Origin of the sequence: Streptomyces sp. MNU76, from assembly GCF_020982545.1 — a bacterium.
Taxonomy (GTDB): Bacteria; Actinomycetota; Actinomycetes; order Streptomycetales; family Streptomycetaceae; genus Streptomyces.
In genome coordinates, this window is record NZ_JAJKLK010000009.1 from 100,962 (window position 1) to 114,967 (window position 14,006).

Sequence of the window (14,006 nt, forward strand, 5' to 3'; positions counted from 1 at the left end):
GCTGTACGGCGGACGAAGGCTCTAATCTCATGCTCACAGACCCCGCCACCCGTACGGGAGCCTGTAACCAACCGCCGCTTCTTACCCAGGAGTCACCACAGTGACCGAAGTATCTGACGGCGTCCTGCACACCCTGTTCCACTCGGACCAGGGCGGTCACGAGCAAGTCGTGCTCTGCCAGGACCGGGCCAGCGGCCTCAAGGCCGTCATCGCCCTTCACTCCACCGCGCTCGGCCCCGCTCTCGGCGGGACGCGCTTCTACCCGTACGCGACCGAGGCGGAGGCCGTCGCCGACGCCCTGAACCTCGCGCGCGGCATGTCGTACAAGAACGCCATGGCCGGTCTCGAGCACGGCGGCGGCAAAGCCGTGATCATCGGCGACCCCGAGCGGATCAAGAGCGAGGAACTGCTGCTCGCCTACGGACGCTTCGTGGCCTCCCTCGGCGGCCGCTACGTCACCGCGTGCGACGTCGGCACCTACGTCGCCGACATGGACGTCGTGGCACGCGAGTGCCGCTGGACGACCGGCCGGTCCCCCGAGAACGGCGGCGCCGGGGACTCCTCCGTCCTCACCGCCTTCGGCGTCTACCAGGGCATGCGGGCCTCCGCCCAGCACCTGTGGGGCGATCCGTCGCTGCGCGACCGCAGGGTCGGTGTCGCGGGCGTCGGCAAGGTCGGCCACCACCTCGTGGAGCATCTGCGGGCGGAAGGCGCCGAGGTCGTGATCACCGACGTGCGCGAGGACGCCGTACGGCGGATCCTCGACCGGCACCCGGAAGGGGTCAGCGCCGTCGCGCACACCGACGCGCTCATCCGGACCGAGGGGCTCGACATCTACGCGCCCTGCGCGCTCGGCGGGGCCCTGAACGACGACTCCGTGCCGGTCCTGACCGCCAAGGTGGTGTGCGGCGCTGCCAACAACCAGCTCGCGCACCCCGGCGTCGAGAAGGACCTCGCGGACCGCGGGATCCTCTACGCGCCGGACTACGTGGTGAACGCCGGCGGAGTCATCCAGGTCGCCGACGAGCTCCACGGGTTCGACTTCGAGCGGTGCAGGGCGAAGGCCGCACAGATCTTCGACACCACTCTGGCGATCTTCGCACGTGCGAAGCTGGACGGTATTCCGCCGGCCGCCGCGGCCGACCGGATCGCCGAGCAGCGGATGCACGAGGCGGCCGCGGCACGCGGTCGCTGAGCCTGACGGGCCGACGCCGGGCGGCTTGCGCGCGGCGTCGGCGGTACCCGTCGGCGGCTTTAGAGACAACTCTCACTTCCGTCGGCGGGTCGCCCGTCCAGAAACGGTTAAAATCACCGTTGACCAGCGGGGAAAGGGCTCCTCGCAGGTTCTGGGCACGGGCACGTCCTGCGGGCGACGTACCGTATGGGCGTGGGCTCAGGTACCGTGGAAGCCCTACGGACCGGTCTCTCCACGGAGAGCCCGTTCCAGATCATGAACGCGTGTCAAGACTCTGGGGCCGTCGAGCCCCGTCACCGAGGGGGTCGAGCCATGGGGCGCGGCCGGGCCAAGGCCAAGCAGACGAAGGTCGCCCGCCAGCTGAAGTACAACAGCGGCGGGACTGACCTGTCGCGTCTGGCCAGCGAGCTGGGCGCATCGACTTCGAGCCAACCTCCGAACGGCGAACCGTTCGAGGACGACGAAGACGACGACGACCCGTACGCCCAGTACGCGGATCTTTACAACGTCGACGATGAGGACGACGAGGACGAGCAGTCCGGTCCCGCCTCTCATCGTCGCGGCGCTTGACGATTCAGCCGCGCTTCACCCGGTCCGGGCGGATTGCTCCGACGGACCGGGTTTTGTGCGGTCCCGCTCCGCTCGGGGCTGGGGCGCCTCATAGCTCGGGTCCACCGCACTTCGGCGACTGCGGGTCGCGTGTGGTTGCTCGCGCAGTTCCCCGCGCCCCTGATGGTTGGGCCTTCGGCCCTCATCAGGGGCGCTTTTGACGTGCCCGGGACAGAGCGTCCGGAACGCGCCGCCGGTCAGCCTCGTGCGTAGTCGCCCACCAGCTCCGCGCCCGTGGTGCGGTCGGCGCGGTCGGTGATCTCGCCCGCGACCCAGGCCTCGACGCCACGGTCCGCCAGGGTGGTCAGGGCCACGTCCGCCGACTCCTGGGGGACGATGGCGATCATGCCCACGCCCATGTTCAGGGTCTTCTCCAGCTCCAGGCGCTCGACCTGACCCGTCCTGCCGACCAGGTCGAAGATCGGGGCCGGGGTCCAGGTGGAGCGGTCGACCGTGGCGTGGAGGGTGTCGGGGATCACCCGCGCCAGGTTGGCGGCGAGGCCGCCGCCGGTGACGTGGCTGAAGGCGTGGACCTCGGTGGTGCGGGTGAGCGCCAGGCAGTCCAGCGAGTAGATCTTGGTGGGTTCCAGCAGCTCCGCGCCGAGGGGGCGGCCGAGTTCGGCGATCTCGGCGTCCAGGGAGAGACCGGCCTGGTTGAGCAGGACGTGCCGGACGAGCGAGTACCCGTTCGAGTGAAGGCCCGAGGCCGCCATGGCGATCACGGCGTCACCCGTACGGATGCGATCAGGGCCGAGCAGGCGATCGGCCTCGACCACGCCCGTACCGGCGCCGGCGACGTCGAAGTCGTCCGGGCCGAGCAGACCCGGGTGCTCGGCCGTCTCGCCGCCGACCAGGGCGCAGCCCGCGAGGACACAGCCCTCGGCGATGCCCTTGACGATGGCGGCGACCCGCTCGGGGTGGACCTTGCCGACGCAGATGTAGTCGGTCATGAACAGCGGTTCGGCGCCGCAGACCACGATGTCGTCCATCACCATGGCGACCAGGTCGTGGCCGATGGTGTCGTAGACGCCCAGCTGACGCGCGATGTCGACCTTCGTGCCGACGCCGTCCGTGGCGGAGGCGAGCAGCGGGCGCTCGTAGCGCTTGAGGGCGGAGGCGTCGAAGAGGCCGGCGAAGCCGCCCAGGCCGCCGAGGACCTCGGGGCGCTGGGTCTTCTTCACCCACTCCTTCATCAGCTCTACGGCGCGGTCGCCCGCCTCGATGTCGACGCCCGCTGCTGCGTAGCTGGCACCAGTTGTCTCAGACATGACGGTGAGAACTTTCGTGTCGTACGGCGGCCGGCGAGCAGGTGTCACCGGCCGTCTACGGGCAGTCTTACGGGCGACGGATCGCGTCGGCCGCGGCGGTGGCGGCGGGACCTGCCGCCAGCTCGGTCTCCAGGAGCTGCTTGCCGAGCAGCTCGGGGTCCGGCAGCTCCATCGGGTACTCGCCGTCGAAGCAGGCCCGGCAGAGGTTCGGCTTGGCGATGGTGGTCGCCTCGATCATGCCGTCGATGGAGATGTAGGCCAGGGAGTCGGCGCCCAGGGATGTGCCGATCTCGTCGATCGTCATGCCGTTGGCGATGAGCTCGGCGCGGGTGGCGAAGTCGATGCCGAAGAAGCAGGGCCACTTCACCGGGGGCGAGGAGATCCGGATGTGGACCTCCGCCGCGCCCGCCTCGCGGAGCATCCGGACCAGGGCGCGCTGGGTGTTGCCGCGGACGATCGAGTCGTCGACGACCACCAGGCGCTTGCCCTTGATGACTTCCTTGAGCGGATTCAGCTTCAGCCGGATACCGAGCTGGCGGATCGTCTGGGAGGGCTGGATGAACGTACGTCCGACGTACGCGTTCTTCACCAGACCCGCACCGAACGGGATGCCCGAGGCCTCCGCGTAGCCGATGGCGGCCGGGGTGCCGGACTCCGGGGTCGCTATGACCAGGTCGGCCTCGACCGGGGCTTCCTTGGCCAGCTTGCGGCCCATCTCCACGCGGGAGAGGTACACGTTCCGGCCGGCGATGTCGGTGTCCGGGCGGGCCAGGTACACATACTCGAAGACACAGCCCTTGGGCTTCGCTTCCGCGAATCGGGAGCTGCGCAGACCGTTCTCGTCGATGGCGATGAACTCGCCCGGCTCGATCTCGCGGACGTACGCCGCGCCGCAGATGTCGAGGGCGGCGGACTCGGAGGCGACCACCCAGCCGCGCTCCAGCCGGCCGAGGACCAGCGGGCGGATGCCCTGCGGGTCACGGGCGGCGTAGAGGGTGTGCTCGTCCATGAAGACGAGGGAGAAGGCACCGCGCACCTGCGGGAGGACCGTGTGGGCGGCCTCCTCGATGGTCAGCGGCTTGCCGTCCTCGTCGACCTGGGCCGCGAGGAGCGCGGTGAGCAGGTCGGTGTCGTTGGTGGCCGCGACGCGCGGCGTACGGCCCTCCTGCTTGGGCAGGTCGGCGACCATCTCGGCGAGCTGCGCCGTGTTGACCAGGTTGCCGTTGTGGCCGAGCGCGATGGAGCCGTGCGCGGTGGCACGGAACGTCGGCTGGGCGTTCTCCCACACGGAGGCACCGGTGGTCGAGTAGCGGGCGTGACCGACCGCGATGTGACCTTGGAGGGAACCGAGCGAGGTCTCGTCGAAGACCTGGGAAACGAGGCCCATGTCCTTGAAGACGAGGATCTGGGAGCCGTTGCTGACCGCGATACCCGCGGATTCCTGGCCCCGATGCTGGAGGGCGTAGAGCCCGAAGTACGTGAGCTTCGCGACCTCTTCACCCGGAGCCCAGACACCGAAGACGCCACACGCGTCCTGGGGGCCTTTCTCGCCGGGGAGAAGGTCGTGGTTGAGTCGTCCGTCACCACGTGGCACGCCACCGAGTGTAGGCGAGATCGCGCACCGGTCCGAATCCGGTGATCTCGCCCGCCCCGGTCCCCGACTGCGGGCCTTCGCACGTCACTTGTCGGCGACGGCTCCGACACCCGCGTTGTTTTCGCTGGTCAGCGTGATACTGCGGTGATCGATCCGATACTTCACCGTGCCCTTGAAGAGCTCCAGGAGGCTGCTTTCGGCGGCCATGAGTGAGTCGGAGCACATCTTGCGGGTGGTCCGCGGATTGCCGAGGGTGATCTCGTCCTCGCTCACCGTGGCCTTCGCGGAGATCTCGTTGCAGCCGACGCTCCCGCTGAGGGTGCCCGCCTTCTTGTCGAGGGTGAACCAGGCCTTGCCCTGGGCGGCCTCGGGGAGGGACGTGGCCACGTCGTGGTCGAGCAGCGAATCGATCCGCCACTTCGTGCCGTACAGCTCCGCGGGCTTCTCCTCGGTCAGCTTCACGGTGTCGCCGTCCCCCGTGGTGAGGATGAGCTTGCCGGCGTCGGTGGTCTCGGCCGTGAACTTTTCCGTGTCGAGGGTGCGGGCGAAGCTCTTCTCGAACTTCATCGGGGCGTCGCCGCAGGCCATCTCGGTGGACCGGGCGGTCTCGAAGTCGATGCCGTCGTCCTCGAAGGCGGCGGTGGTGCCGAAGGTGTTGCAGCCGTAGTTGCCGTCGACCTCGCCGTTGTCGGCGATCCTGAGCCAGGCGCCGTCGGGGGCCTGTTCCGTCTTGTCGCCGACGGTGAGGCTGTCGACCTTCCAGCGGACTCCGGTGACCGCGGACTTCGTGGCGGCCGAGCCGACGTTGCCGCTGCCGGAGTCGTCGGCCGACTCGGTGCCGCAGGCCGCGAGCAGCGGGAGCGGGAGCAGTGCCAGGGCGGTGAGGGTCAGTCGCTTGTCCATGGCGGTGGGACGGGTGGGGTGCGTGGGTGGTTCCACCCAGTTGTCCGGCGGGCCCAGGTCATGGGTCCGGCGGGCCCAGGTCACCGGGTCCGGCGGCCTCAGCGCATCAAGGGCAGCAGCCCGCTCAGGTCCGCCCGCTCGCCGCTCGCGCTGACCTTGGCCGCGTCCAGGGCGGCGGCCCACTCCACCCGTCCGGTCGCGAGCCGGATCCAGGTCAGCGGATCGGTCTCGACGACGTTCGGCGGCGTGCCCCGGGTGTGCCGGGGCCCCTCCACGCACTGCACCACGGCGTAGGGCGGGATCCGCACCTCCGTCGAGCCGCCGGGCGCCCGCGCGGCGAGGGTGTCCGCGAGCAACCGGACACAGGTGGCGAGGGCGTGCCGGTCGTACGGGACGTCCAGGCCGGGGACGGCCGCGTTCAGGTCGTCGGTGTGGACGACGAGCTCGATGGTGCGGGTGAGCAGGTAGTCGTCGAGCAGCATGCCGCCGGCCCGGGTGTCGATGATCCGGCCCGGCGGGGTGGCGGCCAGGGCTTCGGTGATCCGCTGCTCCACGCCCGCGTAGAGGGCGACCAGGTCCGGGTTCGTCTCGGCCAGACCGTGGCTGCCCTCGGCGATGGCGGCGGCATGGGCGGCGGTCACGGAGGCGTAGTCGAGGGGGTTCAGCTCGGCCTTCGGGGGCTCGGGGCGCGCCAGGGCCCGGGGGACGCTCTCCACGGCCATGGTGATGTGCGCGGCCAGGTCCCGGACCGTCCACTCCCCGAGCCGGGTCGGCGCCGCCAGCCGCTCCGCGGAGAGGCCGCCCACGGCTTCCCGCACGTGCCCGAACTGGGCCAGGACGGCCTTGCGGGTCTTGACGGGGTCGTAGACGCGGGGCGTTTCCTGGCGGGGGCATGGGGTGAGCGTATGCGGCGGCCCGGCGAGGAGGGGGCGTCGAGGTCCTGTGCCCGCCGGTCGCGCCGGTTTGCCCGTACCGATGTCCGCATCCTCCACTGCGAGGTGAATGTCGTGCACACGGAACGAACGGGGGACGTCGACCATGCTGCGCATTCACTTCGGACCGGAGGACCTGGGGCGGGTCACGGTCGCGACGGGGCCGGACCCGCTCTGGGAGCTCGTCACCAGCCTGCACCGTCTGCGGAGCAGGGCCGGGCGCTGGGCGTACGCGGAGTGGCACCGTGACGCGCGCGCCGGGCTGGCCGGCACCGCGCTGGGCAGGGCCGTGGGGAAGGTGCTCATGCCCGTGCTGCCGCGCGCGGTCTACTTTCCCGACTTCGTCACCCCGCCGGAGGCCGGGGCAGGCTTCGAGCAGGGCCTCGCCGCGATCCTGGACACCCCGCGCGAGCGGATACGGCACGAGATCCGGACGCTCCACCGCCTCGTGGGGGCACCCGCCTGGACCGCCGGGCTCGCGGAGCCGGACCGGCTGCGTGAGTTCACCGACGTGCTGCGCGCCTACCACGACGCGGTGATCGCCCCGCACCACGACGTCATGCGGTCCCGCGTGGACAGCGAACGCGCGCTGCGCACCCGGGCGTTCCTGGACGGCGGGGTCGACGGTCTGCTCTCCAGCATGGCACCCGGGATCCGTTGGCGTCCGCCGGTCCTGGAGGTCGACTACTGCGAGGACCGCGATCTGCACCTCGGCGGGCGCGGGCTGCGACTGCTGCCGTCGTACTTCTGCTGGCGCACCCCGACCTCCCTGGCGGACCCGGAGTTGCCGCCGACCCTGGCCTACCCCCTCCTCCACGAGCGGACGTCCGCGCCGGAGCGGCCCACGGACGCTTCCCTCGCCACGCTGCTCGGCCGGACCCGGGCCGCCGCGCTGCGGACGCTCGCCCATGGCGCCACCACCTGCGAACTCGCCCGCATCCTAGGCATCTCCCCCGCCACGGCCACCCACCACACGACCGTGTTGCGCGACGCGGGCCTCGTGACCAGTCTGCGCCGGTCCAACAAGGTGCTGCATACCCTCACGCCGACCGGAGCGGCTCTGCTGGGCCGTGACCGGTGCGAGCAGCGTGTTTCGAGGCGCGTCGAAAGTCGTGGCTCCGCGGCGGGGCCCGCTGGGACCGTTGAGGCGTGCTGAGGGGATCAGCACGGCGCGGACAGACACGGCGCGCCGACCAGAAACGGGAGGGACAACCATGCGTATGACCAAGCGCGTTGCCGTCGCCGGCAGCGTTCTCGCGCTCGGCGGGTTCATCGGCGGGCTGACGCCGGCCCAGGCAGCGCCGAGCGGCGCCCAGGAGAAGTCCACGTACTACTTCAAGTTCGACAAGTACAAGAACACGGACTCGCGGCTCTACCTGATCGAGCGGCGGCCGGAGAAGCCGGAGCGGGCCATCGCCAACTGGCGGGCCGGGTCGGGACACGGCACGGACAGCTGCAAGAAGAACGTGGGGTGGCTGCCGAACGGCAAGTACAAGATCAAGAAGTACTACACCACGTACAACGGGTCGCTCATCAAGGGCTACGCCTTCGCCCTGGAGGACAAGAAGTGCTCCGACGGCACCACCACCCGCACCGAGCTGTTCATCCACAGCGAGATGAAGCAGAACGGGAGTTCCGGCAACACGGAGGCCACCCGCTGGGACGGCGACAACGACTACAAGTCGGCCGGCTGCATCAAGCTGAAGCCGGCGGACATCAAGGCCGTCTACAACAAGGCCAAGAGCGTCGGCTTCCCGACGCAGCTCACCGTCGTCAGCTGACCCGGCACCACCGCTGACGCCAGACCGCCGCTCCAGGCACACGAGGGATACCTGGGGCGGCGGCCGCACGCCGTACGAGCGGCGGTACGACTACGACCTCGACGGCGGCTACGCCAGCAGCGCCGGGATCGTGCCCTCGTGGGCCGTGCGCAGCTCGTCCAGCGTGAGGGTGAACTCGCCCTGGATCTCGACCGTGTCACCGTCCACGACGCCGATGCGGGTGACCGGGAGTCCCCGGGCGCCGCACATGTCGTTGAAGCGGACCTCCTCGGAGCGGGGGACGGCCACGAGGGCCCGCCCGGCCGACTCCGACAGGAGGAAGGTGAACGCGTCCAGACCGTCCGGGACGATCAGGCGCGCGCCCTTGCCGCCGAGCAGCGCCGACTCCACGACCGCCTGGATCAGGCCGCCGTCGGAGAGGTCGTGCGCGGAGTCGATCATGCCGTCACGGGAGGCGGAGATCAGGATCTCGGCCAGCAGGCGCTCGCGCTCCAGGTCGACCTGCGGGGGCAGTCCGCCGAGGTGGTCGTGGACGACCTGGGACCAGGCCGAGCCGCCGAACTCCTCACGGGTGTCGCCGAGCAGGTAGAGCAGCTGGCCCTCCTCCTGGAAGGCGACCGGCGTGCGCCGGGCCACGTCGTCGATGACGCCCAGGACCGCGACGACCGGGGTGGGGTGGATGGCCACCTCGCCCGTCTGGTTGTAGAGGGAGACGTTGCCGCCGGTCACCGGGGTGCCCAGCTGCTGGCAGGCGTCCGCCAGACCGCGTACGGCCTCGGCGAACTGCCACATGACCGCCGGGTCCTCCGGCGAGCCGAAGTTCAGGCAGTCGGAGACGGCCAGCGGCTTGGCGCCGGTGGTGGCGACATTGCGGTACGCCTCCGCCAGGGCCAGCTGGGCACCGTGGTACGGGTCCAGCTTGGCGTAGCGGCCGTTGCCGTCGGTCGCGATGGCGACGCCGAGGCCGCTCTCCTCGTCGACGCGGATCATGCCGGAGTCCTCGGGCTGGGCGAGGACCGTGTTGCCCTGCACGAAGTGGTCGTACTGGCTGGTGATCCAGGACTTGGAGGCCTGGTTCGGGGAGGCCACCAGCTTCAGGACCTGCTCCCGCAGCTCCTCGCTCGTCGCCGGACGCGGCAGCTTGTTCGCGTCGTCCGCCTGGAGCTCGTCCTGCCAGGACGGGCGGGCGTACGGGCGCTCGTAGACGGGGCCGTCGTGCGCGACCGTGCGCGGGTCGACGTCGACGATCTTGCCGCCGTGCCAGTAGATCTCCAGGCGGTCGCCGTCGGTGACCTCGCCGATGACCGTGGCGATGACGTCCCACTTGTCGCAGATCGCGAGGAAGCGGTCGACCTTCTCGGGCTCCACGACCGCGCACATGCGTTCCTGCGACTCGCTCATGAGGATTTCCTCGGGCGAGAGGGTCGAGTCGCGCAGGGGCACGTTGTCGAGGGTGACGCGCATGCCGCCGGAGCCGTTGGACGCCAGCTCGCTCGTCGCGCAGGACAGGCCCGCCGCGCCGAGGTCCTGGATGCCGACGACCAGCTTCTCCCGGAAGGCCTCCAGGGTGCACTCGATGAGGAGCTTCTCCTGGAAGGGGTCGCCGACCTGGACGGCGGGGCGCTTCGACGGCTTGGCGTCGTCGAAGGTCTCGCTCGCCAGGATCGAGGCGCCGCCGATGCCGTCGCCGCCCGTGCGGGCCCCGTAGAGGATGACCTTGTTGCCGGCGCCGGAGGCCTTCGCGAGGTGGATGTCCTCGTGCCGCATGACGCCGATGGCACCGGCGTTGACCAGCGGGTTGCCCTGGTAGCAGGCGTCGAAGACGACCTCGCCGCCGATGTTCGGCAGGCCCAGGCAGTTGCCGTAGCCGCCGATGCCGGCGACGACACCCGGGAGGACGCGCTTGGTGTCGGGGTGGTCCGCCGCGCCGAAGCGCAGGGGGTCCACGACGGCGACCGGGCGGGCGCCCATCGCGATGATGTCGCGCACGATGCCGCCGACGCCCGTGGCCGCGCCCTGGTAGGGCTCGACGTAGGAGGGGTGGTTGTGCGACTCGACCTTGAAGGTGACCGCGTAGCCTTGGCCGACGTCGACCACACCCGCGTTCTCGCCGATGCCGACGAGCAGGGCGTCCGACTGGGGCGCCTTCTCGCCGAACTGGCGCAGGTGCACCTTCGACGACTTGTACGAGCAGTGCTCGGACCACATGACCGAGTACATGGCGAGTTCGGCACCGGTGGGCCGGCGGCCGAGGATCTCGACGACGCGCTCGTACTCGTCCTTCTTCAGGCCCAGTTCGGCCCAGGGCAGCTCGACGTCGGGGGTCGCGGCCGCGTGCTCGACCGTGTCCAGAGGCGTCCGGCTCATACGTTGACCAGCTTCTTGAGGATCGAGGTGAAGAAGGGGAGGCCGTCGGTGCGGCCGGTGCCGATCAGCGGCTCCACGGCGTGCTCCGGGTGCGGCATGAGGCCCACCACGTTCCCGGCCTCGTTGGTGACGCCGGCGATGTCCCGCTGGGAGCCGTTGGGGTTGAAGTCGAGATACCGGAAGGCGACACGGCCCTCCGCCTCCAGCTTGTCGAGCGTGTACGCGTCGGCGACGTACTGCCCGTCGTTGTTCTTCAGCGGGATGTGGATCTCCTGGCCGGCCGTGTAGTCGGTGGTCCAGGCGGTCTCGGCGTTCTCCACCCGCAGCTTCTGGTCGCGGCAGATGAAGTGCAGGTGGTCGTTGCGCAGCATCGTGCCCGGCAGGAGGTGCGCCTCGGTGAGGATCTGGAAGCCGTTGCAGATGCCGAGGACCGGCAGTCCGGCCTTCGCCTGCTCGATGAGCGTCTCCATCACCGGCGAGAAGCGCGCGATGGCTCCGGCGCGCAGATAGTCACCGTAGGAAAACCCGCCGCACAGCACCACGGCGTCGACCTGGTGGAGGTCCTTGTCCTTGTGCCAGAGAGCGACGGGTTCGGCACCGGCGAGCCTGATCGCGCGCTGGGTGTCCCGGTCGTCGAGGCTGCCGGGAAAAGTGACGACACCAATACGTGCGGTCACTTTCCGACCTCCGCGACTTCCTCCACCTTGACGGTGAAGTCCTCGATCACGGTGTTGGCGAGGAAGGATTCCGCCAGTTCATGGATGCGGGCGAGCGCGGCGTCGTCCACCGGTCCGTCAACTTCCAGTTCGAATCGCTTTCCCTGACGTACGTCGGAGACGCCCTCGAAACCGAGGCGCGGCAGCGCGCGCTGCACCGCCTGGCCCTGGGGGTCGAGGATCTCCGGCTTGAGCATGACGTCGACTACGACGCGTGCCACTGGCACTCCCGGTGTTGTGGTGCTGAGCAGGTTCCTACAGGTGCCTTCAGACTACCCGTACAAAATTTCTACGCGGGTAGATTCGTAGGAAACTACAGGGATTGTCGGTGACGGCGGTCACGATCAGGCATCGGACGATCACCCTCACGAAAACTTCCGGGAAAGATCCCGGAACCCTATTGCGCGAGGGACACGCGGGCGGATTAAGTCTGTGTTCACATTGCAATGCCGGGCACTGTACAAATGAATTGGCAATAGCCGATACTTTGCCCAATTAACAGCCGGACAGCCGACATCTTCCTGACGTCAGGGCACGTCAACCGGAGGGATGTCGCACGAAGGGACCGATATTCGTGGCGCAGCGTGTCGTGGTCACTCTCTCCGACGACATCGACGGCTCGGAAGCGGCGGAGACGATCGCCTTCGGACTCGACGGCAAGTCGTACGAGATCGACCTGAACGAAGCCAATGCCAAGAAACTGCGTAAGGCACTCGCGCCCTACGTCGAGGCCGGCCGCAAGCGGTCGAAGTCGGGCAAGGCGTACAAGCAGACCCAGGTCGCCCCGGACCCGGCGGCCGTGCGCGCCTGGGCCCAGGCCAACAAGCTGGAGGTCCCCGCGCGCGGCCGGATCCCCAAGAAGGTCTACGAGGCGTTCGCCGAGGCGCAGTAGCCGCCCGGCGTCGGCCGCCCTCAGGGCCCGTCAGCGGGCCCCGGGGGCGGCCGACTTGGACCCCGGGGACAACCGACTTGCGTTGCCCCCCGGCGGATCAGCTAGAGTCTGGAGCACGCCGAGGGGCAAGGCCAAAAGGCCCGGCTCACCGGAGTCACGCGGGTGTAGTTCAGTAGTAGAACATCCCCCTTCCAGGGGGAAGGCGCAGTGTGCAATTCCTGTCACCCGCTCTGATCGCTTACCGACCACTCCAGTGGATCAGGTAACGTGGTCTTCGCGCCGATCGGTGGGAGCCGGTCGGAGGCAATGCGGACGTAGCTCAGTTGGTAGAGCGCAACCTTGCCAAGGTTGAGGTCGCGAGTTCGAGCCTCGTCGTCCGCTCTGGAAAGCAAGACCCCGGTCCACTGGACCGGGGTCTTCTTCGTGTTCGCCCACCGCCGTTCCCGATCTCCCCCTCCGATCGTTCTTGATCTCCTCGTCTGACATTTGTCATGTCGAGTGATGACACCGCGCACTGCCTCCCGTCCCGTGCCGCCGGGACGCTGGGGACATGAAAACGAACGGGCACGAGGACGTGAGCACTCACGATCACGAGAACGTGATCGAGGTCACCGACCTGCGGCGCGTGTACGGGGGCGGTTTCGAGGCCGTACGGGGGATCACCTTCTCCGTCGGCCGGGGAGAACTCTTCGCGCTGCTCGGCACCAACGGCGCGGGGAAGACCTCGACGGTCGAACTGCTGGAGGGCCTCGCACCGCCGTCCGGCGGCCGGGTGCGGGTCCTCGGGCACGACCCCCACGGGGAGCGCGCGGCCGTGCGCCCCCGGATCGGCGTGATGCTCCAGGAAGGCGGCTTCCCCTCGGAGCTGACCGTCGCGGAGACGGTACGGATGTGGGCCGGCTGCACCAGCGGGGCGCGGCCGGTCGGCGAGGCCCTGGACATCGTCGGGCTCGGGCGACGGGCCGGCGTACGGGTCAAGCAGTTGTCCGGGGGTGAGAAGCGGCGCCTCGACCTGGCGCTCGCGCTCCTCGGGCGCCCCGAGGTCCTGTTCCTGGACGAGCCCACCACCGGACTGGACGCGGAGGGCCGCCAGGACACCTGGGAACTGGTGCGGGAGCTGCGCGACGCGGGGACGACCGTGCTGCTCACCACGCACTACCTGGAAGAGGCGGAGGACCTGGCCGACCGGCTCGCCATCCTCCACGAGGGCGTCGTCGCCGCGACCGGCACCCCGGCCGAGGTGACCGCGTCCCAGCCGTCCCGCATCTCCTTCGAACTGCCCACCGGGTACTTCCTCGGCGACCTGCCACCGCTCGGCGAACTCGGTGTCACCGGGCACGAGGAGCACGATCGCGTGGTCGTGCTGCGCACGAACGAACTCCAGAGGGCGGCCACCGGGCTGCTGCTGTGGGCCGAGCGGTCCCGGGTCGAACTGCGCCGGCTGGAGGTGCGGTCCGCCTCGCTGGAAGAGGCGTTCCTGCGGATCGCGCGGGAGACGGCGGAGGCGGCGGGGGCCGCGCGTGCGGGTGCGGGCGCGGATGCGGAGTCCGGCGGTGGGCCCGGGACCGGCAAGGGACAGGGGAGGGTCCGGGCGCCGGGGCGGGAACCGGATCGCGTACGGGCTCGGGGCTCCTTTCGGGCATGGGATCGCTCAAGGGCGGGACGAGGGCATGAGCACGACCACAGGCAAGGCCACGACCGCGGGCACCACCGGTGCGGGCGCGGGCACGACGGGTGCGGGGGCTGTCG

Annotated in this window: 12 protein-coding genes, 2 tRNA genes and 1 pseudogene; 8 read left to right on the top strand and 7 right to left on the bottom strand. The window is 69.9% G+C overall.

Annotated elements, in window-relative coordinates:
• Positions 1–100 precede the first annotated feature (100 nt).
• Positions 101–1,195, top strand: coding sequence for a Glu/Leu/Phe/Val dehydrogenase dimerization domain-containing protein (locus E4N62_RS22815; RefSeq protein ID WP_230217209.1), 1,095 nt, complete (start codon positions 101–103; stop codon positions 1,193–1,195).
• Between the two features lie 312 nt (positions 1,196–1,507).
• Positions 1,508–1,765: a DUF3073 domain-containing protein gene (locus tag E4N62_RS22820; RefSeq protein ID WP_184892168.1), complete on the top strand. Its 258-nt coding sequence runs from the start codon at positions 1,508–1,510 to the stop codon at positions 1,763–1,765.
• Between the two features lie 236 nt (positions 1,766–2,001).
• Here E4N62_RS22820 and purM read toward each other — a convergent pair whose 3' ends face one another.
• From purM to E4N62_RS22840, 4 genes are all read right to left on the bottom strand, one after another.
• Complete coding sequence (gene purM / locus E4N62_RS22825; protein WP_230217211.1) at positions 2,002–3,072, bottom strand: phosphoribosylformylglycinamidine cyclo-ligase; 1,071 nt, start codon at positions 3,070–3,072, stop codon at positions 2,002–2,004.
• Between the two features lie 67 nt (positions 3,073–3,139).
• On the bottom strand, positions 3,140–4,666 hold the full coding sequence (gene purF, locus E4N62_RS22830; RefSeq protein WP_184892164.1) for an amidophosphoribosyltransferase: 1,527 nt from the start codon (positions 4,664–4,666) through the stop codon (positions 3,140–3,142).
• Positions 4,667–4,750: 84 nt separating this feature from the next.
• Positions 4,751–5,569, bottom strand: a complete 819-nt coding sequence (locus E4N62_RS22835; RefSeq protein WP_230217509.1) for an META domain-containing protein — start codon at positions 5,567–5,569, stop codon at positions 4,751–4,753.
• A 98-nt stretch (positions 5,570–5,667) separates the two neighbouring features.
• Positions 5,668–6,609, bottom strand: coding sequence for a maleylpyruvate isomerase family mycothiol-dependent enzyme (locus E4N62_RS22840; RefSeq protein ID WP_230217213.1), 942 nt, complete (start codon positions 6,607–6,609; stop codon positions 5,668–5,670).
• Between E4N62_RS22840 and E4N62_RS22845 the strand changes: the two genes are divergently transcribed.
• On the top strand, positions 6,608–7,657 hold the full coding sequence (locus E4N62_RS22845) for a helix-turn-helix transcriptional regulator (protein ID WP_230217215.1): 1,050 nt from the start codon (positions 6,608–6,610) through the stop codon (positions 7,655–7,657). The two genes, E4N62_RS22840 and E4N62_RS22845, sit on opposite strands and share 2 nt — an antisense overlap.
• A 64-nt stretch (positions 7,658–7,721) precedes the next feature.
• A complete protein-coding gene (locus E4N62_RS22850; protein ID WP_230217217.1) occupies positions 7,722–8,282 on the top strand; it encodes a L,D-transpeptidase family protein in 561 nt (186 codons plus the stop codon).
• Between the two features lie 108 nt (positions 8,283–8,390).
• On the opposite strand, the gene purL is transcribed toward E4N62_RS22850, so the two are convergent.
• From purL to purS, 3 genes are read right to left on the bottom strand one after another with little or no spacing between them, the layout of a single operon-like run.
• Positions 8,391–10,649, bottom strand: coding sequence for a phosphoribosylformylglycinamidine synthase subunit PurL (gene purL, locus E4N62_RS22855; protein ID WP_230217219.1), 2,259 nt, complete (start codon positions 10,647–10,649; stop codon positions 8,391–8,393).
• Positions 10,646–11,326: a phosphoribosylformylglycinamidine synthase subunit PurQ gene (purQ, locus tag E4N62_RS22860; protein WP_184892151.1), complete on the bottom strand. Its 681-nt coding sequence runs from the start codon at positions 11,324–11,326 to the stop codon at positions 10,646–10,648. The genes purL and purQ overlap by 4 nt, the downstream gene beginning before the upstream one ends.
• On the bottom strand, positions 11,323–11,586 hold the full coding sequence (purS, locus tag E4N62_RS22865; RefSeq protein ID WP_033526749.1) for a phosphoribosylformylglycinamidine synthase subunit PurS: 264 nt from the start codon (positions 11,584–11,586) through the stop codon (positions 11,323–11,325). Before purS ends, purQ begins: the two co-directional genes overlap by 4 nt.
• Positions 11,587–11,939: 353 nt before the next feature.
• On the opposite strand from purS, the gene E4N62_RS22870 reads away from it, so the two are divergent.
• The 4 genes and pseudogenes from E4N62_RS22870 to E4N62_RS22885 all read left to right on the top strand — a co-directional run.
• On the top strand, positions 11,940–12,257 hold the full coding sequence (locus E4N62_RS22870) for an Lsr2 family protein (RefSeq protein WP_215456724.1): 318 nt from the start codon (positions 11,940–11,942) through the stop codon (positions 12,255–12,257).
• Positions 12,258–12,415: 158 nt separating this feature from the next.
• Positions 12,416–12,487, top strand: a tRNA-Gly gene (locus tag E4N62_RS22875).
• A gap of 78 nt (positions 12,488–12,565) precedes the next feature.
• Positions 12,566–12,638 (top strand) — tRNA-Gly (locus tag E4N62_RS22880).
• 169 nt (positions 12,639–12,807) lie between these two features.
• Positions 12,808–13,761, top strand: a pseudogene (locus E4N62_RS22885) (ABC transporter ATP-binding protein); the annotation flags it as partial.
• Between the last annotated feature and the right edge of the window lie 245 nt (positions 13,762–14,006).